This is a genomic window from Streptosporangium sp. NPDC048886 (assembly GCF_055586905.1).
Genome location: NZ_JBVJHH010000014.1, coordinates 153402 through 178623 on the forward strand (window position 1 = coordinate 153402; position 25222 = coordinate 178623).

Sequence of the window (25222 nt, forward strand, 5' to 3'; positions counted from 1 at the left end):
CGCCCGCCGATGCGTCTCCGCCCGCCGGTGGTCCCGGGCCCGCCGGTTCCCGGCCGGCCGCCGGAGACGCGTGGGCCGGTGACCTCCCGGCGGAGGGCGAGGAGGCGTCCGCCGAGTGGCCGGGGAGGCTCCCGACCCCCGAGGAGCAGGCGGTCTGGATCGAGCGGGCCGCCTTCCGGGCCGGGCGGCTGGGCATGGGCTACAACGAGGACCAGGTGGACGCCTTCCTCGACCGGGTCGTCGCCACCCTGCGCGGCACCACCGACCAGCCTGTCACCCCCGGTGACGTGCGCGCGGCCAGGTTCGCCACGGTGATGCTCCGACCGGGCTACGCCGTCGGCGAGGTGGACGAGTTCCTCACCGGCGTCGCCGACGTCCTGGAGGCGCACCTCGGCCGGTGAGCCCGGCTCGTCCCCCGGCGGGCGTCTCAGTCGGTGAGGCCGAGCTGCCCGGCTGCCCGGACCGCCGGCCACACCTCGGCGAACGCCCCGGTGGACGACAGGTCGCGGCCGGTCAGCGCGGTGAACCTGCGCAGCCGGTAGGCCAGCGTGTTGGGGTGGATGTGCAGCGCCGCCGCCGCGTCCTCGGTGCGCCGGTCCCGCTCCATCCAGGTGCGGACCGAGGCGAGCAGCCGGGAGTCGTGGGCCGCGTCGTAGCGGAGCACCTCGCCGAGCACGTGCTCGGCGCCTTCCCCATCCTGTTCGGTCCCTCCTTCTGGCAGGGGCTCTCGGCGACCGTGCTGGGCCTGGTGGTCGGCTCGCTGAGCCTCGCGCCGCTGGCCGTCTTCGGCCCGGTGAACGGCACCAACAACGCCGTCTCCTCCTCGGCGCACCTGGGGGTGCACGGCCGCGTCGTCGGTCCGTTCCTCTCCCTGCTCACCGCGATCTCCTTCTTCTCGATCTCGGTCTGGTCCTCCGGCGACGCCCTGGTCGGCGGCGCGCACCGGCTGGTCGGGCTGCCGGAGTCGGACTTCTCCTACGGCCTGGCGTACGCGCTGTTCGCCGGGCTGGTGCTGGTCGTCTGCGTGTACGGCTTCCGCTTCATGCTGCTGGTCAACAAGATCGCGGTGGCGGCGGCCTCGGTGCTGTCCGTGCTCGGCGTCCTCGCCTTCGCCGGTGACTTCGACCCGTCCTACCCGGGGGTGTTCGCCTCCACGGCGGACCCGGCGTTCTGGCCGTCGTTCATCGGCGCCGCCCTGATCGGTGCTCTCCAACCCGATCTCCTCCGGCGCCTTCCTCGGCGACTGGTCGCGCTACATCCCCGCCGCGACCCCGCGCACCCGGGTGATGGGCGCGGCCTTCCTGGCCCAACTCGCCACGCTCCTGCCGTTCTTCTTCGGCCTGGCCACCGCGTCGATCATCGCGACCAAGGCCGCCGACTACGTCGGCCCGGCCGCCCCGAACTACGTCGGCGGCCTGCTGGCGGTCTCACCCGCGTGGTACTTCCTGCCGGTCTGCCTCATCGCCCTGATCGGCGGCATGTCCACCGGCACCACCGCGCTGTACGGCACCGGCCTGGACTTCTCCGGCGTCTTCCCGCGCTTCACCCGGGTGCAGGCGACGGTGTTCATCGGTGTGCTGTCGATCGGCTTCATCCTCCTCGGCCGGTTCGCGCTCAACCTGACCCAGAGCATCTCCACCTTCGCCACCCTGATCATCACCTGCACCGCCCCCTGGATGGTGATCATGATGCTCGGTTACGTGACGCGCCGGGGCTGGTACGACCCCGAGGCCCTGCAGGTCTTCAACCGCCGCCAGCGCGGCGGGCGCTCCTGGTTCACCCACGGCTGGAACTGGCGGGGCATGGCCGCCTGGCTCCTCGCCGCGACCGTGGCCATCCTGTCGGTCAACATCCCCGGGCAGTTCGTCGGCCCGCCCCGCGCCCGCTCCGGCCCCGTCCCGCCCGTCCGGTGTCCGCCGGGCGGGCGGGGCTAGCGGGTGCCCCAGGAGTAGGTCTGCTTGTGGAGCTTGAGGTAGACGAAGGTCTCCGTGGCGCGGACGGTGGGGATGGCGCGGATCTTGCCGAGGATCTCCAGGAGGTGCTGGTCGCTCTCGCAGACGACCTCGACCATGATGTCGAGGGATCCGGCGGTCAGCACGACGTAGTCGATCTCCTTGATGGCCGACAGCTCGTCGGCCACCATCTCCAGGTCGCCCTCGCACTTTATGCCGATCATGGCCTGCCGGGGGAAACCCAGGATCAGCGGGTCGGTGACCGCGACGATCTGTATGACCCCGGCGTCGAGCAGGCGCTGGACCCGCTGGCGGACCGCGGCCTCGGACAGGCCGACGGCCTTGCCGATGGCGGCGTACGGCTTGCGCCCGTCGCCCTGCAACTGTTCGATGATCTGCTTGGAGATCTCGTCGAGGACGACGGGGCTTGGCTTCGCGTCGTTCTCGCGGCGTACCTTGGGTGGCGTCGTCATCCGCGCTCCCTGGCGTCATGTTGCGGGGCTGTCGCCGACAGATTGCGGCTCCGATGCGACATGGTGTCAGTTCTTGAGGCTCTGTCAAGCGAATTCGTAGCAATTTGGTATCTTCACAACGAAATCCCTTGTCGCGAGGCACCTACTCTGTAAGAGTCGCGACAACTCGGCCCCACTGTGCAAGGAGGTCAACGTTGACCACCCCGGTTGAGAACCATGAGTCCACCCGTCTGCGCAACTACATCAACGGTGCGTTCGTGGACGCCAAGAGCGGCCGATTCTCCGATGTCATCGACCCCTGCACCGGAGAGGCCTACCTTCAGGCGCCGATCTCCGGTCCGGAGGACGTCGACGGAGCGTACGCCGCCGCTGCCGCCGCCTTCGAGTCGTGGAGCGGCCTCACCCCGGGCGAGCGGGCCAACCTGCTGCTCAAGGTGGCGGACGCCATCGACGCCCGGGCCGACGAGCTGAACGAGGCCGAGTGCCGTAACACCGGCAAGCCCCGGGCCCGGATGGCCGAGGACGAGACGCCGATCGCCGCCGACCACTTCCGCTTCTTCGCGGGCGCCGCGCGCACCCTGGAGGGCCCGACCTCGGGCGAGTTCCTCGCCGACCACACCTCCGTCATCCGGCACGAGCCGGTCGGCGTCGTGGGCCAGGTCACGCCCTGGAACTACCCGATGATGATGGCGGTCTGGAAGATCGCCCCCGCGCTCGCCGCGGGCAACACCATCGTGCTCAAGCCCTCCGACACCACCCCGGTCTCCACCCTCAAGCTGGCCGAGATCCTCGGTGAGGTCCTGCCGAAGGGCGTCTTCAACGTCGTCGTCGGCGACCGCGAGACCGGCTCCCTCGTCGTCGGGCACCCGACGGCGCAGATGGTCGCGATCACCGGTTCGGTCGGCGCGGGCATGGCCGTGGCCAAGACCGCGGCCGAGGACCTCAAGCGGGTCCACCTGGAGCTCGGCGGCAAGGCCCCGGTCGTCGTCTTCGACGACGTCAAGGACCTCAAGGCCGCCGCCGAGGCCATCGCCACGGCCGGTCTCTACAACGGCGGCCAGGACTGCACCGCCGCCTGCCGCGTGCTGGTCCACGAGGACGTCCACGACGAGTTCGTCGCCGCGCTGACCGAGGCGGCCGCGGGCACCGTGACCGGTGACCTGTCCAACGAGGACGCGCTGTACGGCCCGCTCAACAACGCCAACCAGCTCGCCCGCGTCGCGGCCTTCTTCGACCGGGTCCCCGGCCACGCCAAGGTCCTGACCGGCGGTCACCAGGTCGGCGACAAGGGTTACTTCTTCGCCCCGACCATCGTCGACGGCCTCCAGCAGGACGACGAGATGGTGCAGAACGAGGTGTTCGGGCCCGTCATCACCGTCCAGACCTTCTCCGACGAGGCCGACGCGGTGGCCAAGGCCAACGGCGTCAAGTACGGGCTGTCGAGCTCGGTGTGGACCTCCGACCACGGCCGGGCCATGCGGATGTCGAAGCGTCTCGACTTCGGCGTCGTATGGGTCAACACCCACATCCCGTTCGTCTCCGAGATGCCGCACGGAGGGTTCAAGCACTCCGGTTACGGCAAGGACCTGTCCGTTTTCGGGCTCCACGACTACCTCCGCGTCAAGCACGTAATGCACTACATCGGCGAATAGCCGCGAACAGAGGGATAAGCCTGGTATGACCGATATCCAGGCGGGCACGGAGGCGGCGCCGGCCGCCTCCACCTCCGCCCAGGTGCCCGCCATCGAGCTCGACGGAGTCGTCAAGGAATACCTCGCCCACGGAGAAGTCGTCCAGGCGGTGAAGGGAGTGACCCTGACGATCGCCGAAGGGGAGTTCTTCTCGCTCCTCGGCCCCTCCGGGTGCGGCAAGACCACCACGATGCGCATGATCGCCGGGTTCGAGGATCCGTCGCGCGGCACGGTGCGGTTGCACGGTCAGGACGTGACCAACGTGCCGCCCAACAAGCGCGACGTGAACATGGTCTTCCAGTCCTACGCGCTGTTCCCGCACATGAACGTCTGGGAGAACGTCGCCTTCGGTCTCAGGCGAAAGAAGGTCGCCGAGGCCGAGATCAAGCGGCGCGTCGGCGAGATGCTGGAGATCGTGGCCCTCACCGGCCGCGAGAAGCGCCGCCCCCGGGAGATGTCCGGCGGCCAGCAGCAGCGGGTGGCCCTGGCCCGGGCCCTCGTCAACAGGCCCCGCGCGCTCCTGCTGGACGAGCCCCTCGGAGCGCTCGACCTCAAGCTCCGCCAGGCCATGCAGATCGAGCTCAAGCGCATCCAGCGTGAGGTCGGCATCACCTTCGTCTACGTCACGCACGACCAGAGCGAGGCGCTCACCATGAGCGACCGCATCGCCGTCATGAACGACGGCCAGGTCGAGCAGCTCGCCTCGCCCCGGGAGATCTACGAGAGCCCGGCCACCGCCTTCGTGGCGGGTTTCATCGGCACCTCCAACCTGCTCAGCGGCACCGTGGACCGGCTCGTCCCCGGCTCGGCCATGCTTAAGCTGGGACAGGAGGGCCGGGTCCTGGTGGCGGGAGACGGTTTCCGGGTCGCGGACCCGATCGCGGTCACCGTACGCCCCGAGAAGATCACCATCTCCACGGAGGAGCCGGCGGGCGATGTCAGCATCGTGCCCGGCGTCGTCTCCGAGGTGGTCTATCTGGGCCTCTACAACAGCTATACGGTGAGCCTGGCCGACGGCGCCGAGGTCACCGTCTTCCAGCAGAACGCGCTTGACAGCACGAGTACGGCAGAGCGCGGCGACGCCGTTTGGCTGTCGTGGCAGCCGCACCACTCGTACGCGATCGGAAGTTGAGTACCGCCATGCATCACTCCCAAGACCCGGCTTTCCTGCGAGGCATGACGCAGAGCCGCTCGATCACCCGCCGTGACGCCTTCCGCCTGGCGGGGCTGTCGGCGGCGGGCCTGGCTCTGGCCGGCTGCGGAGTCCAGGGCAAGAAGGTCGAGGCGCCCAAGGCGGACGCCGTCACTGACTACTGGGCCTCCCAGAAGCAGAACGGCACCCTGCGCTTCGCCAACTGGCCGCTCTACATCGACAAGGACGGCAAGAAGTATCCGTCCCTGGAGATGTTCACCGCCGACACCGGCATCAAGGTGACCTACCAGGAGGCCATCCAGGACAACACCACGTTCTTCGGCAAGATCCAGCCGCTGCTCGCCGCCAACAACGACATCGGCTACGACCTGATGGTCATGACCAACGGCCTCCAGCTCAGCAAGGCCATGGCGCTGGGCTACCTGGTCCCGCTGGACCACTCCAAGCTGCCGAACTTCGCGGCCAACGCGGCCCAGAAGGTCAAGAACCCGACCTGGGACCCGGGCAACACCCACACCATCCCGTGGACGGTCGGCCTGACCGGCATCGCCTACAACCCCAAGTACGTCGACGAGGTCAAGAGCATCCAGGACCTCTGGAACCCCAAGTACAAGGGCAAGGTCGGCATGATGCTCGACACCCAGGAGGTCGCCAACTTCGGCCTGTTCGCCCTGGGCCTCGACCCCGACAAGTCCACCGAGGCCGACTGGCGCAAGGCCGGGGACAAGCTCCGGCAGCAGCGTGACGCGGGGCTGGTGCGCAAATACTACGAGAACGACTACGTCGACGCCCTCGTCCGGGGCGACGTGTGGATCACCATGGCCTGGTCGGGTGACATCTTCCAGCAGGTCGCCGAGGGCAAGGACCTCAGGTTCGTGGTGCCCGAGGAGGGCGGCACGATCTGGACCGACAACATGTGCATCCCCAAGACCGCGCAGAACCCGGTCGACGCCCTGACGCTGATGGACTACGTCTACCAGCCCAAGATCGCCACGATGCTGGTCGAATACATCAACTACATCACCCCGGTGCCGGCCACCAAGGATCTGGTCCTCGCCGACGCCGCCAAGGCCAAGGGTGAGGACAAGGCGTCCCTGGAGCAGATCGCCAACAGCCCGCTGATCTTCCCCTCCGACGCCGACATGGCCAAGCTGCGCTCCTACAAGGCACTGACCACGGCTGAGGAGAAGGTCTTCGAGTCCATCTTCCAGCCGGTCACCCAGGGCTGACCGGGGATGAAACGCCTCGCCCCCTACCTGCTCATCCTGCCGGGCGGCCTCTGGCTGGCGATCTTCCTGGTGGTGCCGATGGTCTTCATGGCCTCGGTCTCCACCCAGGAGGGCGACGTGGTGAACGGGTTCGTCCAGACGTTCAACTTCTCGGTGTACGGCGACGCGCTGGCCCAGTACCAGACGCAGTTCCTGCGCTCGGCCGGCTACGGCCTGACCGCGACGGTCATCTCCGTCGTGCTGGCCTACCCGATGGCCTACTGGATCGCCTTCAAGGGCGGCCCGCGCAAGTCCACCTACCTGCTGCTGGTGCTGCTGCCGTTCTTCGTCTCGTTCGTGCTGCGCACGGTGTCGTGGAAGTTCCTGCTGGCCGACGACGGCATGCTGCTGTCACCGCTGAAGTCGGCGGGCCTGGTGTCCGGAGACTTCCACGTGCTGCAGACGACGGTGGCGGTGATCGGCGGTCTGGTCTACAACTACCTGCCGTTCATGATCCTGCCGATCTACGTCGCGCTGGAGCGGGTGGACCCCCGGGTGGTCGAGGCCGCCCAGGACCTGTACGCCGCCCGGCGTGAGGCGTTCACCAAGGTCGTGCTGCCGCTCTCGCTGCCGGGTGTGTTCGCCGGGGTGCTGATGACGTTCGTCCCGATGACGGCGGACTACGTCAACGCCGGCATCCTCGGCGGCCCGGAGAACACGATGATCGGCAACATCATCCAGACCGAATACCTCGTCAACAACGACTATCCGACCGCCGCCGCGCTGTCGTTCACGCTGATGGCGGCGATGCTGATCGGCATCTTCGCCTACGCCAAGGCGCTCGGCACCGAGAACGTGCTGGAGGCGGCGGCCCGATGAGCACCACTGGACTCGGCGCGGCGGCCCCGGCGGCCGCCCAGGAGACGGCGGCGCCCGCCGGACGTGGGCGGAGCAGGACCCGGATCGGCGACCGGCTGCTCAAGGTCTACGTCTGGTTGATCATCGCCTGGCTGTTCCTGCCGATCGCGGTCATGATCGTTTTTGGCTTCAACGACACCAAGAGCAAGTCGAACGTGACCTGGCAGGGCTTCACCCTGAACTGGTGGGGACGGCTGGGCGAATATCCCGAGCTGACCAGGGCCGTGGTCAACTCGCTCCAGATCGCCGTGCTCTCCACGCTGATCACGACGGTCATCGGCACGCTCATGGGCCTGGCCCTGGGCCGCTACCGCTTCCGCGGGCAGGGCGCGACCAACCTCGTGATGTTCGCCGCCATCGCCTCGCCGGAGCTCGTCATGGGAGCCTCACTGCTGTCGCTGTTCATCAGCAGCGGGGTGCAGACCGGCTTCGCGACCGTGATCATCGCGCACGTGCTGTTCTCCCTGTCGTTCGTGGCCATCACCGTGCGGGCCCGGGTGATCGGGCTGGACCGCTCGATCGAGGAGGCCGCCCGTGACCTGGGCGCCTCCACGTGGGTGACGTTCTGGCGAGTGACGTTCCCGATGATCCTGCCCGGCGTCGTCGCGGGCGCGCTGCTGGCGTTCGCGCTCTCCATCGACGACTTCGTGATCACCCAGTTCACCAGCGGGGCACTCCAGACGTTCCCGCTGTGGATCTGGGGCGCCACCCGTATCGGGGTGCCGCCACAGGTCAACATCATCGGAACCCTTATATTCGCGGTAGGCGTCGCGATCGCCGTGTTCAACACGGTGCTCTCGCGCCGCCGCACCTAGCTGCCGTCAAGCCCCGTGCCGTCACCGGGTGGCACGGGGCTTCGGTGTACCCAGATCCTCGGCAGAGAACAGGGAGGCGAGATCGGATTCAGGCGGGGGGAACCCGCGTGTGGTCTTCATGACCACGCGATACACACACAAAAATAATTTGACTCACCGTAGGGAAGTGAGATTTGTGGATCCGCTGAAGGCTCTTGCTGATGCGGAGCGCAAGCCGTACTGGCTCGACAGTCCGGCGAAACCCGAGCCGCAGCCGCGGCTCTTCGGAAACACGACCGCCGATCTGGCGGTGGTCGGCGGAGGCTTCTCGGGGCTGTGGACCGCCCTGATGGCCAAGGAACGAGACCCGTCGCTCGACGTGGTCCTGCTCGAAGGACGCAGGATCGGCTGGGCGGCGTCCGGCCGCAACGGCGGCTTCGCGATGGCGACGCTCACCCACGGGATCGCCAACGGGCTGGAGCGCTGGCCCGAGGAGGTCGTCACGCTTGAGCGGCTGGGGCTGGCCAACCTCGACGAGATCGGCGAGACCGTCGCCAGATACGGCATCGACTGCGGCTACGAGCGCACCGGCGAGCTGAACGTGGCCACCGAGCCCTGGCAGCTCGCGGAGATGCAGGAAAGCGTCCAGGTCGCCCAGGAGATGGGTCTGCGCTTCGACGTCCTCGACCAGGACCAGACCCGGGCGGAGGTGAACTCGCCCACCTACATCGGTGGCTTCTGGGAGCGCGACGGCTGCGCCATGCTCGACCCCGCCCGGCTGGCCTGGGGGCTCCGGCAGGCCTGCCTCTCCGTGGGCGTGCGCATCTACGAGCGCACGCCGGTCAGGAACATCAAGGACACCCAGGCGAGCATGGAGCTGCTCACCCCGCACGGCACCGTCAGGGCCGCCAGGGTCGCCCTCGGCACCGGCGTGTTCCAGCCGCTGCTGCGGCGGCTGAAGCACTTCCTGGTGCCGGTCTACGACTACGCGCTGATGACCGAGCCGCTCTCCGCCGAGCAGCTCGCCTCCGTCGGCTGGCACAACCGGCAGGGCGTCGGAGACTCGGCCAACCAGTTCCACTACTACCGGCTGACCGCCGACAACCGCATTCTCTGGGGCGGCTACGACGCGGTCTACTACAACGGCGGCAAGATCAAGCCGGAGTACGAACAGCGCGACGAGACCTTCGTCAAGCTGGCCGGGCACTTCGCCACGACGTTCCCGCAGCTGTCGGAGCTCCGCTTCACCCACCGGTGGGGCGGCGTCATCGACACCTGCAGCCGCTTCAGCGCCTTCTACGGCCAGTCGCACGGCGGGCGTCTCGCCTACGCCGTCGGCTACACCGGGATGGGCGTCGGCGCGACCCGCTTCGGCGCGAACGTCATGCTCGACCTGCTCAACGGCGAGCCGACCGAACGGACGGAGCTGCGGATGGTCAAGGAGAAGCCGCTGCCCTTCCCGCCCGAGCCGGTCCGCTCGGCCGGGATCCAGATGACCCGCTGGTCGATCGCCCAGGCCGACCTCCACCAGGGCCGCCGCAACCTCTGGCTGCGCACCCTGGACCGGATGGGCCTCGGGTTCGACTCGTAGCCGGCACTTCCGGTCCCCGCCGTACCGGCGGGGACCGGGAGCGCGGTGGCGGGCTCCCTCGCCCCGCGGTGCGCGGACCGTACAGACTGGACAGCGTGACCGAGACAGTTGAGTTCGAGGCCGACGGGATCAGGCTCGTCGGCGACCTGCGGGTGCCGGCCGCGGCCGGCCCGCACCCGGCCCTGGTCCTCACCGGGCCGTTCACCGGCACGCGGGACCAGGTCACCGGGCTGTACGCGGCCCGGCTGACCGAGGCGGGATATGTGACGCTGGCCTTCGACCACCGCAACTGGGGCGAGTCGGGCGGGACGCCGCGCTGCCACGAGGACGCGCAGGGCAAGCTGCACGACCTGCGGGCCGCGGTCTCGCTGCTCCGCTCGCGGCCCGAGGCCGACGGCGACAGGATCGGCGCGGTCGGCGTCTGCCTGGGCGCCGGATACGCGCTCCGGTTCGCCGCCTTCGACCCCCGGGTGAAGGTCTTCGCGGGCATCGCCGGGGCCTACAACAACCCCTACGGCATGCGCGCGGCCATGTCGCCCGACGGCTACCACGGCGCGCTGGCCTCCTTCACCGAGGTGCTGGAGCGCCAGGACCGGGGCGGCCCGGTGGAATACCTGCCCGCCGTGGCCGTCGGCGGCGAGGCCGCCATGCCGGGGGACGAGCCGTTCGCCTACTACGGCACCGAGCGCGGCGCCCGGCCGCACTGGCGCAACGAGGTCACCAGGGCCTCCGTCCGCGAGCTGATCACCGTGGACAACATGACCGGAGCCGACTTCCTGTCCCCCAAGCCCGGCCTGATCGTGCACGGCGTGGTGGACCGCTTCTGCTCCCCGGAGGGCGCCGAGGAGGCGTACAAGCGGATGGACGGCCCCAAGAGGCTCCACTGGCTGGACGCCAGGCTCCACATCGACCTCTACGACACCGAGCCCTACGTCACCCAGGCCGTCGAGGCCACCGTGGCGTTCCTCGGCGAACACCTGTAAGCCGATGTACGTTCTCGGACTGGACGTCGGCGGCACCTCCTCCCGCGCGGTGCTGGCCGACGCCTCGGGCCGACGGACCGGGTACGGCAGGGCCGCCGGCGGCAACCCGGCGGCCCACGGCACCGCCACGGCCGCCGCCAACATCCGGCAGGCGCTGGAGGCCGCCCTCCGCGGCGTGGACCCCACCCAGGTGGCCGGGGCGGTCGTCGGGATGGCCGGGGCGGGGGCACTCGACCGGGCCGTCTTCGACCGGATGTGGGCCTCCGCCGGACTGCGCTGCGTTCCCGCCGTGACGGGCGACCTCACCATCGCCTTCGCCGCCGGTACGGCGGAGCCCCGCGGCACCGTGCTCATCGCGGGGACCGGCGCCACCGCCGCCCGCATCGAGGACGAGGAGCCGGTGGTGATCTCCGACGGGCTCGGCTGGCTGCTGGGGGACCAGGGGTCGGGGTTCTGGCTGGGGCGCGAGGCGGCCCGCGAGGCCGTCCGCAGCCTCACCCGGGGTGAGAGCGGCGGGCTGCTGACGCGCCTGGTCGCCGAGCAGATCCGCGCCGACCGCGCCGGAGCGCCTCCGGACGGCGGCGGAGCGCCCGCGAGCGCGCATCTGGGAGGCGAGGAGACGGCACGGCCGGACGGCGGCGGAGCGCCCGCTGGGGCGTCCGCGGGCCGGCCGAGTGGCGGCGGGGCCGGGTGGCCGCCCGCGGACGGCAGGGCGGAGGCCGTCCGGATCGTGGTCCACGCCCAGGGGCGCTCCCCGCTGGAGCTGGCGAGGCTGGCGCCACTGGTGAGCCGGGCCGCCGACGCGGGCGACCCCGCCGCGCTGCAGATCGTGGCGACGGCGGCCGGACTGCTCCGCGCGACGGTGGCCGAGGTGCGCGAGGCGGGGGAGGACACCCCCATCGTGCTGGCCGGGAGCGTCCTGACCACCGGGGGGCCGGTCTGCTCGGCCGTACGGGAGGGGCTGGGCGCCTCGACGGTCCTGGCCGGCGACGGGGCCGCGGGGGCGGCCTGGCTGGCGGCCAAGCGGGCCTTCGGCCTGGACGGCGAGGCGGCGGGGCGGCTGCACCGGCGGATCCTGCGGCAGGTGTGACAGGAGCCTCGCGGAGGCCGGCGTCCCGCTCCGGCGGGGACGGGCACGAGGTGGGCGGGGCTCGCCGGGCCGGGGTGCCGGCCGGAGCCTGAACCGGGCCGGGCCGTCGACCAAAGGCTGAACGCCTACATCCATAGATGTACATCCCGGATGGGTCCGCGTGACGATGACCGGCCGCCCGGGAGCGGACATCGTTGAAAGCGTGACGACGCGACGGATAGACGTGCTGGACGTGCTCAGAGGTGTCGCCATCATGGGGACCCTGGGCACCAACATCTGGATCTTCACCAGCCCGGGCGGCCCGGCGAACGCGCTGGACGCGCTCGCCCAGTCCGGGACCGTGGAGACCTTCCTCCGATTCCTGGCCAACGGCAAGTTCCTGGCCCTGCTCACCCTGCTGTTCGGGGTCGGGCTGGAGCTGCAGTACCGCTCGGCCGCGCGCCGGAACGCGCCCTGGCCCGGCTGGTACCTGTGGCGGGCCGGGCTGCTGTTCCTCGAAGGCCTGATCCACTACGTGCTGATCTTCGAGTTCGACGTGCTGATGGGCTACGCCGTGACCTCGATCATCGTGGCTTATCTGATCGGCCGGAGCGACCGGGTGGTCAGAGCCTGGATGATCACCGTGGGGTCGGCGTTCGTGGCGCTGATCGGGCTGGCCACCTTCATCATGGTCTACGGCCAGGTCAGCACGGTCCCCCCGGCCTCGGAGGCGTCCACGCTGTTCTCCGAGGGCGCCTACCTCGACCAGGTCGCGGCCCGGATCCAGCTGATCGGCGTCTACCGGGTCGAGGCCGTGTTCATCATCCCGATGGGGATCGTGCTGTTCCTGCTCGGGTCGCGCCTGATGCGCGCCGGGATCTTCGAGGACTCCGTCCAGGGCGCTACCCTCCGCGGGCGGCTCATGCTGGCCGGGCTCGGCGTGGCCCTCCCGCTCAACCTGCTGACCTCCTTCGCCGGGGAGGCGTGGTTCCTGGTCGACCGCTATCTGCTGCCCCCGCTGGTGGCGCTGGGCCTGCTCGGCCTGGTCACGACGGTCGTGCACCGGATGAGCGGCGCTCCCGGCACGATGCGCCGGGGCCTGACCGCCGTCGGCCGCACCGCGCTGAGCTGCTACGTCTTCCAGAACCTGGCCGCCGCGACGCTCTGCTACGGCTGGGGGCTCGGGCTGGCCGCGCGGTTCGCCGACCTGCGGCCCTGGTGGGTGATCGGCGCCTGGGCGGGTATCTGCGCCCTGTTCATGGCGCTGTCCACGCTGTGGCTGCGGCGCTACGACCGGGGACCGCTCGAACTGCTCTGGCAGTGGGCCTACACGGCCCCCCAGTCCCGCCGGGTGGCGAATGATAAAATAATGGACAATTCCATCAAGCGTTAGGGTCCGGTTTGTCGCGGAAGGTCGTCGGTACGGTCGCCGCCCTTCTGCTGGTCCTGTTCGCCGTCGTCCACGCGCCGTTCCCGGCGCCCCCCGGCCTTCACCACGAGCCCGGACTCGCGATCACACTGGCGGGCGGGGCGATACTGCCCCCGGCCGTCCAGCATCAGCAGGACCGCTGCCTGGCCCCGCCGGCCGCCGGTCCGGCCGGGCCGGGGGAGGGGGCACCGGCCCCGGCCCTCCGGCCGCCCCGGACGGCCCCCGCCGTGCGGACCGTACACGACACCTCCGGCCCCCGAGCGCCTCCGTCCAGCGATCTGTGACGCACTGACACCCAGATCGCTCGACGGAGGTCTTCATGTTCCACGAACACGTGTTCACCATGCCCGGATTCTGCCCCGAAGGGGGCCATCGTGGCACTGGGTGACGCTCTCATCGCCCTCGGTGGATCCTTTCTGGCCGCCGGGATCATCGCCAGACTCGGCACCCGGACAGGGCTGCCGACGATCCCCCTGTTCATGCTCGCGGGCATCCTCTTCGGCCCGCACACCCCCGGTCTCGCCCTGGTCGACGACCCGGCGGATCTGAAGGTCGTCGCCGCGCTCGGCCTGATCTTCCTGCTGTTCTACCTCGGCCTGGAGTTCTCCCTGGACGACCTCGTCTCGGGGGGCAGGCGGCTGGTGCTGGCGGGGGTCGGCTACATCCTGCTCAACGTCGGCGGCGGCCTGGCCTTCGGGTTCACCGTGGGCTGGGGGACCAGGGAGGCCCTGGTCCTGGCCGGGGTGATCGGAATCTCCTCCTCGGCCATCGTGACCAAGCTGCTGGTGGACCTCGGGCGCCTGGGCAACCCGGAGAGCCGTCTCATCCTCGGCATCATCGTGGTCGAGGACGTCTTCCTCGCCCTCTACCTGGCCGTGCTGCAGCCGGTGCTCAGCGGCGCCGACACCTTCACCGCCGCCGCGATCTCCTTCGGCAAGGCGTTCGCCTTCCTGATCGTGCTGACCGCCCTGGCCCGGTGGGGAACGCGGCTGGTCAACATGCTCGTGACCACCAGGGACGACGAGCTGCTCGTGGTGATGTTCACCGGTCTGGCGATCTTCACCGCCGGCGTCGCGGAGGAGCTCGGCGTCTCCGACGCCATCGGGGCTTTCATGATCGGGCTCATTCTTAGCTCGACCAGGGCGGCGCCGCGCATCCGCCAGCTCGTCCACCCGCTCCGGGACGCCTTCGCCGCCCTGTTCTTCTTCGTGTTCGGCCTGTCCATCGAGCCGGGTGACATGCTCTCGGTGGCCTGGCCCATCGTGATCGCGGTGGTGATCACCGTGCTGCTCAACGTCGTGGCCGGCGTGCTGGCCGCCAAGCTGAACTCCTTCGGCAGGGCGGAGGCGGTCAACATCTCGCTCACCGTGCTCTCGCGCGGTGAGTTCGCCCTCGTCCTGGCGACCATGGCGCTGGCCGCCGGGCTGGACGGCAGGCTCGCGCCGTTCATCGCCGGATACGTGCTCGTCCTCGCCCTGCTCGGGCCGCTGGTGGCCAGCCGCTCGGAGTCGATCGGGCGGGCGCTCTCGCGGCGGAGAAGGCCGGAGGGGCGCGGGACGCCGGGGACGGCGCGGCGCGGGGAGCCGGAGGAGGAGAAGGCCCCGGCCACCTGAACCACCTAGGCCGTCCCCGGCCGTACTGTCCCGCGCCCCGGCTCGACCGGCCGGCGCGGCCGCGTCCCGCGTCAGGCCCGAGGGCCTCGCGGGGACGGCGCCGCGGGCGGGGAGGTCAGCCGGCCGCGGTGGGCCGGCTCACGTCCCGTGCCGGGTCACCCGCCGGCGGTGGGCCCGCCCAGGTCCCCGGTCAGGTCACCGGCCCAGGGCGGGTTGGCTCCGGCCACCGAGCAGGTGAGCGCGGCGGCACGGCTGGCGAAGGACGCCGCGTCCTTGGCCTGATCGAGGCTGAGGGCGTCGAGCCGCCCGCCGAGCAGGCCGGAGGCGTGCAGCCGGTGGAGGAGGGCGGCGGTGAAGGAGTCGCCCGCGCCGACGGTGTCCACGACCTCCGTGACGGGCGCCGGCACCGTCGCCCGCTCGCCGTCGAGGGAGACGGTCGCGCCCCTGGGGCCGCGGGTCACCACGATCAGGCGGGCGCCCGCAGCGTGCCAGGTGTCGCAGACCTGTTCGAGGGGCTCGCCGGGGTGGATCTGTTCCAGGTCGTCGTCGCTGAGCTTGACGAGGTCGGCCAGCGCGCACCACACGGGCATTCGCTCCCGGTAGACGGCCAGGTCGACGAACGTGGCGCGCACGTTGGGGTCGATCGAGACGGTGGCGTGGGGGGCGGTCCTGGCCAGCAGCTCCTCGATGCGCTCCGCGCCGGGGGCGCCGACCAGGGCCATGGAACCGGTGTGCAGGCAGGAGACGTCGCCGAGCCGGTCGGCGGTCAGCTCCGCCGTGCTCCACTGCCAGTCGGCGGAGCCCTTCGCGTAGAAGGTGTAGACGGCCTGCCCCGACCCGTCCAGCGTCGCCACCGCCAGCGTGCTGGGCTCGTCGGCGGCGACGCAGCCGGTCAGGTCGACCCCGGAGGCGCCGAGGTGGGCGCGGAACAGGGCACCGAAGGAGTCCCGCGAGATGCGGCCGAGGAAGCGGGTGGGGGTGCCGAGGCGGGAGAGGGCCACAGCGGTGTTCGCCGGGCTCCCGCCGGGAAGGACGCGCAGGGCGAGCTCGCCCTGCGCGGGGCTCCCGGTCGTGAAGGCGTCGGCGACGCACTCACCGAGCACGGCTACCTGGGTGGGGGGCATGGGACTTGCCTTTCTGGGGCGGGCGACGCGACGCGGTCCGGTGGCGTTGCCGATCCGTTGCAGCGGTAAGGCATCGACGTTTCCTTTCGCGGACCCCATCATCCATGGCAGCAGATGTCAACGTTGACATGTGTCAACGTTGACATTTTGAACCTCCCAGACCCGCCAGGGAGTACTCGATGCCTTTAAGCATGCGCGCCCTCGGCGCACTCGCGACCTGCGCCCTCGCCGCCACGGCCACCGTGACGGGCTGCGGCGGTGACTCCGCCGGGACGGGAGGGGGCTCGGCGGACTCCACGGCGATCAAGATCGGCCTCGTCGCCGAGACCGAGACCAGCCCCTTCTTCGTCAAGCCGAAGGAGGGCGCCGAGGCCGCGGCCAAGGCGGAGGGGGCGGCCCGCGCCATCGGTCTCTCCTGAGGTTGGCGTGCCGGAGGCAGGTGAGCACCCTTTAGCCTGTTTCCGACGCCGTGCCCCCGACGAGAAGAGCGGTGATCCATGTCCAAGGTTCGCCGCGCCACCATGACGGATGTGGCCCGCGAGGTCGGCGTCACCGCCAAGACCGTCTCGCGGGTGGTCAACGACGACGGCCCGGTGGCCGCCGAGACCCGCGAGCGCATCCTGGAGGCCATGGGCAGGCTGGGGTTCCAGCCGAACCTCATGGCGCGCAACATGCGGGTGGGCGCGCGCGACTCCACAGTCGGGCTGATCATCCCTGACATGGGCAACCCCTTCTTCGGGACCGTCGCCGGCGGGTTCGAGGGCGTGGTGCGGGCCCGCGGCCTGACGCTCATCGTCGGTTCCTCGGCGGAGACGGCCGAGCGCGAGCGCTCGCTGATCTCGACCTTCCTGGCCCGGCGGGTCGCCGCGCTCATCGTGGTGCCCTCCGCCGACAGCGACCACCGCCACCTGCGGGCCGAACGGGCGGCGGGCCTGCCGCTGCTCTTCCTCGACCGGCCCGCCAGCGGGCTCACGGCCGACTCCGTGGTCTCCTCCAACCGGGAGGGGGCGCGCTCGGGCGTCGCGCACATGATCGCTCACGGGCACCGGAGGATCGCGTTCGTCGGGGACCTGCCCGAGCTCTACACGCGCCGGGAGCGACTGCAGGGCTATCGTGACGCGCTGGCCGAGGCCGGGATCGGGTTCGACCGGAGCCTGGTGGAGATCGGTCACGACCACGAGGCCGCGGCGGCGGCCGTCACCCGGCTGCTCGGCGTCAGGAGCCCGGTGACGGCGGTGTTCGCGGCCGACGACTCCGCCGCGACCGGCGTGGTCCTCGGGCTGGCCAGGCTCGGCCGCCGGGACATGGCGGTGGTCGGCTTCGACGACCTGCCCCTCGCGGAGGTGCTGGAGCCCGCGCTGACCGTGGTCGCGCAGGACCCCGCGGCCATCGGGCGCGCGGCGGCGGAGCTGCTGATGGCCCGGCTGGACGGCGAGCGGTCCAGGGCCCGGACCGTCGTGGTGCCCACCCGCCTGATCACCAGGGGGTCGGGGGAACTGCGCCCCTCGGCGGCGGTCCCCACAGGCCGGTGACCTCCAGGACCTCGCCCCGGCCCGGTCGGCCCGGCCCAGCTCGGCACGCCTGGCTTTGGACCTGGTCCGGTGTTGGACCTGGCTTGGCCTTGGATCTGGTCCGGCGTCGGCCCCGGCCCGGTGTTGGATCTGGCCCGGCCCTGAACTCGGCCCGGGCCTCGCGCGGGAGGGCCCGTCGGTGCGGCGGGCGCCGCCGCGGTGCCGCCGTCAGGGCAAGGACGGCGACGCCGGCCGGCGCGCGCCTGGGCGCGCCGGACGTCGGGTCATGCGCTCGAGAACTTTTCGCGGGCGTATTCCTCTCAGTGAATCCACGACACTACTGAAATCGGAAAGAGTCCGAATGCCGTGCATATCCCCGACGGCCGAAGGATGTCGCCTCGCCGAGTAAGTGAGAGGCGAGTGATGACGGCTTAACCGCCGGTACTTCCTCCGACAAAATGGCCTGTCTATTCGGGGGCTGTCAATGGCGGTTCCTGTTTGCTGGTGTTTGCCGGGCTATGAGTGGACTAATAGCCGGCGGTGACGGCGCGGGGGCGGGACGGCGGCCTCAGTGGATGATCACCGCGCCCGAGGTGCCGTCCACGGTGATCCGCCGGCCGGTGACGACGTGCTCGGTCGCGCGGGCGACGCCCACGACGGCCGGGATGCCGTACTCACGGGCGACCACCGCGCCGTGGGAGTTGGCACCGCCCATCTCCATCACCAGGCCGCCCGCGGTGAGGAACAGCGGGGTCCAGCCGGGGTCGGTGGAGGGGCAGACCAGGATCTCGCCGGGCTCCAGGTGGGCGCCGACCGGGTCGAGGACCACCCGGGCGGTCCCCGTGACGCTGCCCGCCGAGGCGGGGGTGCCGGTCAGCGCACCGTCGACCGGGGCCGCGGTGGCGACGGCCTCGGGTTCGGTGCCGTCCGACAGCAGGACACGCGGCAGGTGCCTGCGGCGCCGCTCGCGCGCGGCCTCCTCGCGCCGCCCGGAGACGAGCGCCCGCAGCGTGGCGGGCCGCGACGCGACCGCGCCGGCCGGGGGCTCCGCGGCGGCGTCGCGGGTGTGCGGGGCGCCGGCCGCGGCCGTGGCCGCCGCGGCTCCGTCCGCCGAGGGCTCCGCGCCGGTGAGGGCGGCCCGGACCTCCCGGGCGGTCAGGAAGAAGACATCGTCGGGGGCGGACAGCAGACCGCGGGCGGACAGGTCGGCGCCGACCGTCATGAGCTCGGCGCGCATGGCGGCCAGGATGGTGACCATGTAGAACTTGGGCAGCTCGCGCAGGCCGGCCAGCGCCCGGGTCCGGCCGAGGGCGAAGCGGACGGCCCGGCCCCGGACGCCTCCCACGCGGGCGGCCAGCGTTTTGATCATGAGCGCGGCCTCCGCGGCGCCCTTGGCGAACAGGGCGTCGGGGGAGAGTGCGGCGTCCTCCAGCCGGAGGTAGTTGGCCAGGACGCCGAGGACGTGCGTCGGATCCTCCGACCAGCGGGGCACCCCGAGGTCGATCTCGGCGACCGCGCGGACGCCGTAGACGGACAGGAACTCCTTCAGGCCCCGCTCCACCACGCCGGGCAGCGACCCGGCGTGGAAGCGTCCGGCCAGCTCGGCCGGCGGGGTGCCGAGCAGCAGGTCGGCGGCCTCCCGGTCGGCGCGGATCCGGGTGGCCAGATGCCACAGGGCCAGGTCCATCTCGGTGGTCACGTTGTGCGGCAGCCCGCGCAGGACCGTCTGGAGCTCACCGGGCCGGGCGTGGTCGCCGAGGAGGCGGTAGGCCAGGCCGAGCATGGCGAACCCGGCCGCCGGGCCCGGCAGGACCTGGGGCAGCACCGGGACGGCCCGGCCGCCCAGGATCCACTCGACGCGGTCGAGCCGCTGGAGGGGGGTGGCGTCCGGCGGGGACGCCAGCCGCGTCCGCAGCTCGGCGCCGAGCCGGTCGGCGCGCCTGCGCGCGGACGCCGGGTCCAGCACGGCCTGCACGGCGCGCTGCGGGATGCGGAAGCGGGCCGCGTTCCTGGCGAGCCTGCGCAGGGCGGGCCGTACCGAGCGCTGGGTCACGCTGAAGCGGGGATCGCCGGACAGGCCGCGCAGCACCTCGGCGGACCTGGCCTCCATCACGTCGAGCACCCGGGGGAAGAGCGCCCGGCCCACCCGGCTGCGCATCATCCCCGTGACGTCGATGAACACCCGCCCGCCCGCCTCGGCCAGCAGCGGCGCCCCGCCGGCCCGGTCGGCGACCGGGGCCCCCAGCAGGTCGGCGGCCGACGACGACAGCAGCCGGAAGGCCGACACGCCCATCGGGGTGATCGGCGCGTAGATGCCCTGGGCGACACTGAAGGAGAAGTAGATCCGTGTCCCGCCGGCGTCGGCGGGCCCGTCCGGCGCGGGACCCGCCGAGGGCTCGGCGTGCCTAGGGATCGGGAAGAGAGTGGTGATCGGGCGGGACTGGGTCAGCCACAGCGTGCCGTCGGCGTCGATGGCCCACTCGGTGTCCTGCGGCGAGCCGTAGTGGGCCTCGACCCGGCCGCCCAGCTCGGCCAGCGCCCTGATCTGGGCGTCGGTGACGCAGGCCCGCTCCATCCCGGTCTCGACGTGCTCCACCCCGCCGCCGGGCAGGGACCGTACGGCCAGCCGCTTGTCGCCCAGCCGGCGCTCGGTGATCCGGCCGGTGGCGGTGTCGACCACGTAGTGGTCGGGGTTGACCGCGCCGGAGACCACGGCCTCGCCCAGCCCCGGGCTGGCGTCGATCACCGCCTCGTGCCGCCGCCCGGTGACCGGGTTGGCGGTGAACATCACCCCGGCGACCTCCGACTGGACCATCTCCTGGATCACGACGGCCAGCAGCACGGTCCGGTGGTCGATGCCGTTGGCGGCGCGGTAGGCCACCGCCCGGTCGGTCCAGAGCGAGGCCCAGCAGCGCCGGACCGCCTCCAGCACGGCCTCGTCGCCGATCACGTTGAGGTAGGTGTCCTGCTGCCCGGCGAAGCTGGCGTGCGGCAGGTCCTCGGCGGTGGCGGAGGAGCGGACCGCGACGGGGCCGTGCGCGCTGCGCCGTACGGTGTCGGCGATGTCATCGGGGACCGGGGCGGAGAGCACGAGCTCGCGGGCCCGCGCGGCCAGCCCGTTCAGGGCCCTGACGTCCGAGGCGGGGGTGCGGGCCAGGGCGTCGAGCACGCCGTCGAGGCCGGCCTGCCCGGTGACCCTGCGGTAGGCCTCGGTGGTGACGCACAGTCCCGGCGGGACCGGGAGGCCGACGGCGGTGAGCACGCCGAGGTTGGCGGCCTTCCCGCCGACGAGGGGCAGCATCTCTGCCCTGATGTCATCAAATTTCAGGACGAGTGGGGTGCGCATGGGTGCGTCTCCTTGAGGCTTCGCCGAGCAGCGCCATGGCCCGGATCACGAGCTCGCGTTCGTCGGCGGTGAGATGGGCCATGACCTCGAACTGGGCGTCCGCCCTGGCGCGCTCGAAGCCCCGCAGGAAGCCCGCGCCGTCCGCGGTGAGGGCGATCCGCCGGACCCGCCGGTCGCCGGGGTCGCTGTGGCGGCCGACCAGGCCCCGCCGTACGAGCCGGTCGACCAGGCGGCTGGTGGCCGAGACCGAGCGGTCGATGCGCCCGGCGAGCTCGCGGAGCGTCGGGGGGTCGGGGCGGTCGAGAACGTAGAGGGTGGCGATCTGGATCACGGAGGGTTCCTCTCCCTCGAACCCGCGCAGCAGCTGGAGCACGGTGCCGGGGATCAGGGCCCGCCGGAAGTCGCCGATGTCGTCGGCCAGCCGGTCGCGCTCCGCGCCGTCCAGGGGTCCCATCGGACAACTCCTTGCATCACTGCAACTAGTGCGTGCCTGCAACGTTAGGCCGCGTCGGCCAGAAAATCAACAAGTGATGAAATTTAGTGGGCGGCCGGGTCCGCCGCACCCCCGCCGGCCCGCTCGGCGCCGGTCGGCCCGGTGACCTCTGGGAGACGGCACGGCGACGGCGCCGGCCCTGATGGGACCGGCGCCGTCGCCTGGAACACGCGGTGAAGTTATCCCTCAGCCGCCCCATCCGAGGAGCCAGACCTGCCCGTTCGCGCCGTAGCGGTTCTTCTGCCACGGGTGCGTCCGGGCGCCGCACGCCCCGGTGGAGGGGTTGTAGGAAGTGCAGAAGTGCCACCGGTCCGTGACGTCCCAGACGTTCCAGCCCACGCCGTAGCTCTGGTTGTTCTGACAGCCCTCATATCGGTAGGTGGGCCAGTTCGTGCCCCCGGTGCAGCTCGCCGAGACGTATGTGACCGAGTAGCCGTCGCCGCACCAGGTGTGGTCCGCGGTCCCACCGAGGGTGGCGGAGCCGTACCCCGTCTGCAGATACCAGCAGCCCGAGGCGAGACGGCTGGCGGCACTCCCGGCGGCTTTCTTGGCGGGGGCGGGAATGCTCGCGGCGGACTTGCCCTGGGAGGCGTCGACGAGGGTGGGGGCGGTCTCCCGCTGGCGGGACATGTCGATATACCGGTCCAGTCCTCTCTGCTGGATCTCCTTGGCCGTCAGCGCGCGGGCCTTGGGTGTGGTGGGCGGATCTATCACCGAGGGTGGAGAGGCGGGCGAGATGTCCGGAACGCTTGACTGCGCGGAAGAGGAGGCCCCGAGGCTCAGCACGGCGGCCGCGGTGAACGCGCAGCCGGCCGCGGCCTGGATGAGACGTCGCTTCGATGGCATGCAGCATGCTCCTTATGTGAAAGGCCCGCAACGGATGGATTCGGTGGAATTCTCACCCGCAGCGTGATCTTGACGGCGTAGGCAATATATATACTCTCCCGGCCCGGGGCGGAGAATTTGGCCTGCGGTATGGTAAATGAAAGTTTTATCGCCCTGACGGCAGGTGAGCTTGCATTTTCCCGGCGGTCCGGGATGTCGGACGCCGCCGCCGGGGAGCCGTCCCGGCCTTTATCGGGCGGTGCGGAATTCCGTAGGTCCGGAAATGTTTTCCGCCATTGGTCCGCATGCTTTCCGGTGCGTTCCGCGCCGCCCGGCGCTCACTCCGCGAGGGCTCGCTCGTAGGCGGCGAGTGTGTCGACGAACAGCCTGCGCTCGGCCGGCGTCAGGGGTTCGAGAGCCTGCCGCCAGGCGTGGGCCCCCTTGGCGAGCCAGCTCTCGATCGAGGTCTGGTGCTCGGGGGCGATGCGCACGATCGTGCGACGGCGGTCGGCGTCGTCCTCGCGCCGCTCGACGACGCCGCTGCGGCTCAGGTCGCCGACCATCAGGCTGACGGTGGCCGGTGCGACCTTCAGCCGGGAGGCCAGCTCGTTGACGCCCATCGGCCCGTCGAAGAGCAGGAACGCCAGCAGCGACAGGTGCCGGGGGGCGAGGTTGAAGGACCGCAGCTCCTCGGGGACGCGGATGCGCTTCACCCGGCTGACCATGCGCGGCATGAACAGCAGCAGCGTGCGGACGCCCTCGTCCACGCTCAGGCCATCGGTCGACATCTCAGATACCTTGCTGATTAAATTAGCTTTGCTATCAAAGCAAAATGGCTGACGTCGTCAGCCTATCCCGAGGGGACGATCCATGTCCGACTTCAACCTGCAGGTCATCGAGGAGTTCCGGGCCAACGGGGGGAAGGTGGGCGGCCCGTTCGAAGGGGTGTCGCTGGTGCTGCTGACCACCACCGGCGCCCGATCCGGCCGGCGTCACACCACCCCGGCGGTATACCTGCCCGCGGGCGACCGGATCATGGTCTTCGCCTCCAACGCGGGCGGCCCGAAGCATCCGGCCTGGTACCACAACCTGGTCGCCGACGCGCGGGTGACCGTCGAGACCGGTGCGGAGACCTACGAGGCGACCGCCGTCGTGCTGCACGGCGAGGAGCGCGACCGGTTCTACGCCAGGCAGGCCGGACTCGATCCGGCCTTCTCCGCCTACCAGGCCGGCACGGACCGGGTCATCCCGGTGGTCGCGCTGTACCGCAGGGACGCGGCCCGCGCCGGGGCGCTCGGCGAGCACCTGGTCAAAATCCACCAGGAGCTCCGCGAACGGCTCGCCGACCTCCGCGGCGCCGATCCCGGCGAGGACCTGCGGACGCACTGCCTGCTCTACTGCGAGGCGCTCCGTGCGCACCACACCGGAGAGGACGAGCTCGGGTTCCCGCGCCTTGAGCGGCAGTTCCCCGAACTGGCCCCGGCGCTGGCCCGGCTGCGCGAGGAGCACGTGGTGGTGGCGCGGATCACCGGCGAGATCAGGGCGCTGCTCGACGGTGGCGACGTCGAGCGGGTCCAGGCCGACCTCGACCGGCTGGCCGCCGAGCTGGAAGCTCACTTCGCCTATGAGGAACAGCAGCTCGTGGCCGCTCTGAACGAGCTGAGCTGAGCCGCGCGGGCGGTCCCGCCGGGCGGTGGCGCCGGTGGCTCCGGCCCGCGCCGCGCGCCGCGCGCCGCCGCCTCCGTTGGAACCCGGATGGGAATCCGATAGGAAGAGATCCATGACTACCGAGCAGACGTTCGTCATCGTCGGAGCGGGCCTGGCCGGGGCGAAGGCCGCGCAGTCCCTGCGGGAGGAGGGGTTCACGGGCCGGATCACGCTGATCGGCGCCGAGGCCGAGCGCCCGTACGAGCGGCCCCCGCTGTCCAAGGGCTACCTGCTCGGCAAGGAGGAGAAGGCCAAGGTCTACGTCCACGACGAGGGCTGGTACGGCGAGCACTCCGTGGAGCTCCTGACCGGACGCCGGGTGACCGGCGTCGACCGGTCCGCGCACGAGGTGGAGCTCGACGACGGCCGGCGGCTCGGATACGCCAAGCTGCTCCTGGCCCCCGGCGCGTCCCCGCGCCGCCTCGACGTGCCCGGTGCGGACCTGGACGGCGTTCACTACCTGCGCAGCCTCGACGACTCCGAGGGGCTGCGCGGGGCCGTCCGGGGCGGCGGCAGGGTGGTCGTCGTGGGGGCCGGTTGGATCGGGCTGGAGACCGCGGCCGCCGCCCGCGGATACGGCTGCGAGGTGACGGTCGTCGAGCCGCGGCCGGTGCCGCTGCAGGCGGCGCTCGGGCCCGAGATGGGCGCCTTCTTCGCCGAGGTGCACCGGCGCCAGGGCGTCGACGTACGGCTCGGCCGGGGGGTGACCGGGTTCCGCGGCGACGGGCGCGTCCAGGCGGTGCTCACCGACGACGGCGGCGAGATCCCGGCCGACGTGGTGATCGTCGGTGTCGGCGTGCGCCCGGACGTCGAGCTCGCCGAACGTGCGGGCCTGGCCGTCGACAACGGGATCGTCGTCGACGAGTCCCTCCGCACCGACGATCCCGACATCTACGCCGCCGGTGACGCGGCCAACGCCTTCAACCCGCTGTACGGCGCCCGGATCCGCGTCGAGCACTGGTCCAACGCCCTCAACGGCGGCCTGGCCGCGGGCAGGGCCATGCTCGGCCAGAAGGTCGTCTACGACCGGCCGCCCTACTTCTTCACCGACCAGTACGACGTCGGCATGGAGTTCTCCGGCTGGTTCGCGCCGGGCGGCTACGACTCCGTCGTCGTCCGGGGAGACCTGGAGACGCGGGACTTCCACGCCTTCTGGCTCGCCGGCGGCCGTGTCGTGGCGGGGATGCACGTCAACCGGTGGGAGGAGGGCATCGCGCCGGTCCAGGAGCTGATCCGCGGCGGCGCCCCGGTCGCCCCTGACCGGCTCGCCGACCCCTCGGTGCCGTTCGCCGACCTCGTGCGGGGCTGACCGGCGGCCGCGTGCCCCCGCCCCGACGCGAGG

At 71.3% G+C, this 25222-nt stretch carries 24 protein-coding genes and 1 pseudogene; 18 read left to right on the forward strand and 7 right to left on the reverse strand.

The genetic code is table 11. From position 1 onward, the window contains the following. On the forward strand, positions 1 to 401 hold a 401-nt coding region (locus ACZ6R6_RS19475; RefSeq protein ID WP_470095117.1), incomplete at its 5' end, for a DivIVA domain-containing protein. Between the two features lie 26 nt (positions 402 to 427). Here ACZ6R6_RS19475 and ACZ6R6_RS19480 read toward each other — a convergent pair. Beyond that, entirely contained in the window at positions 428 to 676 is a 249-nt protein-coding gene (locus ACZ6R6_RS19480) for a helix-turn-helix domain-containing protein (RefSeq protein ID WP_470095119.1), read from the reverse strand. Here ACZ6R6_RS19480 and ACZ6R6_RS19485 point away from each other — a divergent pair. Together ACZ6R6_RS19485 and ACZ6R6_RS19490 are read left to right on the forward strand one after the other, a co-directional pair. Further along, positions 677 to 1060 (forward strand): annotated as a pseudogene (locus tag ACZ6R6_RS19485) (cytosine permease); the annotation flags it as partial. 142 nt (positions 1061 to 1202) lie between these two features. Continuing rightward, a complete protein-coding gene (locus ACZ6R6_RS19490) occupies positions 1203 to 1934 on the forward strand; it encodes a cytosine permease (RefSeq protein WP_470095121.1) in 732 nt (243 codons plus the stop codon). On the opposite strand, the gene ACZ6R6_RS19495 is transcribed toward ACZ6R6_RS19490, so the two are convergent. Continuing rightward, positions 1931 to 2425 carry an Lrp/AsnC family transcriptional regulator gene (locus ACZ6R6_RS19495; RefSeq protein WP_470095123.1) on the reverse strand — a complete coding sequence of 165 codons (495 nt, stop codon included), beginning with the start codon at positions 2423 to 2425 and terminating at the stop codon, positions 1931 to 1933. The genes ACZ6R6_RS19490 and ACZ6R6_RS19495 overlap by 4 nt on opposite strands. A 194-nt stretch (positions 2426 to 2619) precedes the next feature. Between ACZ6R6_RS19495 and ACZ6R6_RS19500 the strand changes: the two genes are divergently transcribed. The 11 genes from ACZ6R6_RS19500 (at position 2620) to ACZ6R6_RS19550 (ending at position 14874) form a co-directional block, all read left to right on the forward strand. Then, a complete protein-coding gene (locus ACZ6R6_RS19500; RefSeq protein ID WP_470095125.1) occupies positions 2620 to 4077 on the forward strand; it encodes a gamma-aminobutyraldehyde dehydrogenase in 1458 nt (485 codons plus the stop codon). 25 nt (positions 4078 to 4102) lie between these two features. Continuing rightward, complete coding sequence (locus ACZ6R6_RS19505; RefSeq protein WP_470095127.1) at positions 4103 to 5248, forward strand: ABC transporter ATP-binding protein; 1146 nt, start codon at positions 4103 to 4105, stop codon at positions 5246 to 5248. A 44-nt stretch (positions 5249 to 5292) separates the two neighbouring features. After that, a complete protein-coding gene (locus ACZ6R6_RS19510) occupies positions 5293 to 6498 on the forward strand; it encodes an ABC transporter substrate-binding protein (protein ID WP_470095129.1) in 1206 nt (401 codons plus the stop codon). A gap of 6 nt (positions 6499 to 6504) precedes the next feature. Continuing rightward, positions 6505 to 7356: an ABC transporter permease gene (locus ACZ6R6_RS19515; RefSeq protein ID WP_470095131.1), complete on the forward strand. Its 852-nt coding sequence runs from the start codon at positions 6505 to 6507 to the stop codon at positions 7354 to 7356. Next, positions 7353 to 8210 carry an ABC transporter permease gene (locus ACZ6R6_RS19520; RefSeq protein WP_470095133.1) on the forward strand — a complete coding sequence of 286 codons (858 nt, stop codon included), beginning with the start codon at positions 7353 to 7355 and terminating at the stop codon, positions 8208 to 8210. Before ACZ6R6_RS19515 ends, ACZ6R6_RS19520 begins: the two co-directional genes overlap by 4 nt. Positions 8211 to 8385: 175 nt before the next feature. After that, positions 8386 to 9780: an NAD(P)/FAD-dependent oxidoreductase gene (locus ACZ6R6_RS19525; RefSeq protein WP_470095231.1), complete on the forward strand. Its 1395-nt coding sequence runs from the start codon at positions 8386 to 8388 to the stop codon at positions 9778 to 9780. A gap of 95 nt (positions 9781 to 9875) precedes the next feature. Next, a complete protein-coding gene (locus ACZ6R6_RS19530; RefSeq protein WP_470095135.1) occupies positions 9876 to 10763 on the forward strand; it encodes an alpha/beta hydrolase in 888 nt (295 codons plus the stop codon). Positions 10764 to 10767: 4 nt separating this feature from the next. Continuing rightward, positions 10768 to 11853 (forward strand): N-acetylglucosamine kinase, encoded by a 1086-nt coding sequence (locus ACZ6R6_RS19535; RefSeq protein ID WP_470095137.1) that lies wholly within the window; start codon positions 10768 to 10770, stop codon positions 11851 to 11853. 202 nt (positions 11854 to 12055) lie between these two features. Next, on the forward strand, positions 12056 to 13225 hold the full coding sequence (locus ACZ6R6_RS19540; RefSeq protein WP_470095139.1) for a DUF418 domain-containing protein: 1170 nt from the start codon (positions 12056 to 12058) through the stop codon (positions 13223 to 13225). Between the two features lie 8 nt (positions 13226 to 13233). Then, positions 13234 to 13545: a hypothetical protein gene (locus ACZ6R6_RS19545; RefSeq protein WP_470095141.1), complete on the forward strand. Its 312-nt coding sequence runs from the start codon at positions 13234 to 13236 to the stop codon at positions 13543 to 13545. A gap of 90 nt (positions 13546 to 13635) precedes the next feature. Next, positions 13636 to 14874, forward strand: coding sequence for a cation:proton antiporter (locus tag ACZ6R6_RS19550; RefSeq protein WP_470095143.1), 1239 nt, complete (start codon positions 13636 to 13638; stop codon positions 14872 to 14874). 155 nt (positions 14875 to 15029) lie between these two features. On the opposite strand, the gene ACZ6R6_RS19555 is transcribed toward ACZ6R6_RS19550, so the two are convergent. Next, entirely contained in the window at positions 15030 to 15998 is a 969-nt protein-coding gene (locus ACZ6R6_RS19555) for a carbohydrate kinase family protein (protein ID WP_470095145.1), read from the reverse strand. 179 nt (positions 15999 to 16177) lie between these two features. Between ACZ6R6_RS19555 and ACZ6R6_RS19560 the strand changes: the two genes are divergently transcribed. Both ACZ6R6_RS19560 and ACZ6R6_RS19565 read left to right on the forward strand, forming a co-directional pair. Then, positions 16178 to 16417, forward strand: coding sequence for a hypothetical protein (locus tag ACZ6R6_RS19560; RefSeq protein ID WP_470095147.1), 240 nt, complete (start codon positions 16178 to 16180; stop codon positions 16415 to 16417). A gap of 78 nt (positions 16418 to 16495) precedes the next feature. After that, a complete protein-coding gene (locus ACZ6R6_RS19565) occupies positions 16496 to 17530 on the forward strand; it encodes a LacI family DNA-binding transcriptional regulator (protein ID WP_470095149.1) in 1035 nt (344 codons plus the stop codon). Positions 17531 to 18077: 547 nt separating this feature from the next. Here the strand turns inward: ACZ6R6_RS19565 and ACZ6R6_RS19570 are convergent. The 4 genes from ACZ6R6_RS19570 to ACZ6R6_RS19585 all read right to left on the reverse strand — a co-directional run bounded on the left by ACZ6R6_RS19570 (position 18078) and on the right by ACZ6R6_RS19585 (position 22961). Continuing rightward, the gene (locus tag ACZ6R6_RS19570) at positions 18078 to 20855 is read right to left on the reverse strand and encodes a PEP/pyruvate-binding domain-containing protein (RefSeq protein WP_470095151.1); all 2778 of its coding nucleotides are present in this window, start codon (positions 20853 to 20855) and stop codon (positions 18078 to 18080) included. After that, the gene (locus ACZ6R6_RS19575) at positions 20827 to 21309 is read right to left on the reverse strand and encodes a MarR family winged helix-turn-helix transcriptional regulator (RefSeq protein ID WP_451929611.1); all 483 of its coding nucleotides are present in this window, start codon (positions 21307 to 21309) and stop codon (positions 20827 to 20829) included. The genes ACZ6R6_RS19570 and ACZ6R6_RS19575 overlap by 29 nt, the downstream gene beginning before the upstream one ends. A 225-nt stretch (positions 21310 to 21534) precedes the next feature. Continuing rightward, entirely contained in the window at positions 21535 to 22194 is a 660-nt protein-coding gene (locus ACZ6R6_RS19580; protein ID WP_470095153.1) for a hypothetical protein, read from the reverse strand. A gap of 317 nt (positions 22195 to 22511) precedes the next feature. Further along, a complete protein-coding gene (locus ACZ6R6_RS19585; protein WP_470095155.1) occupies positions 22512 to 22961 on the reverse strand; it encodes a MarR family winged helix-turn-helix transcriptional regulator in 450 nt (149 codons plus the stop codon). A gap of 82 nt (positions 22962 to 23043) precedes the next feature. Here ACZ6R6_RS19585 and ACZ6R6_RS19590 point away from each other — a divergent pair, with 82 nt between their 5' ends. Together ACZ6R6_RS19590 and ACZ6R6_RS19595 are read left to right on the forward strand one after the other, a co-directional pair. Continuing rightward, entirely contained in the window at positions 23044 to 23841 is a 798-nt protein-coding gene (locus tag ACZ6R6_RS19590) for a nitroreductase/quinone reductase family protein (RefSeq protein WP_470095157.1), read from the forward strand. Positions 23842 to 23953: 112 nt separating this feature from the next. Beyond that, on the forward strand, positions 23954 to 25189 hold the full coding sequence (locus tag ACZ6R6_RS19595) for an NAD(P)/FAD-dependent oxidoreductase (protein ID WP_470095159.1): 1236 nt from the start codon (positions 23954 to 23956) through the stop codon (positions 25187 to 25189). The last annotated feature ends 33 nt before the right edge of the window (positions 25190 to 25222 follow it).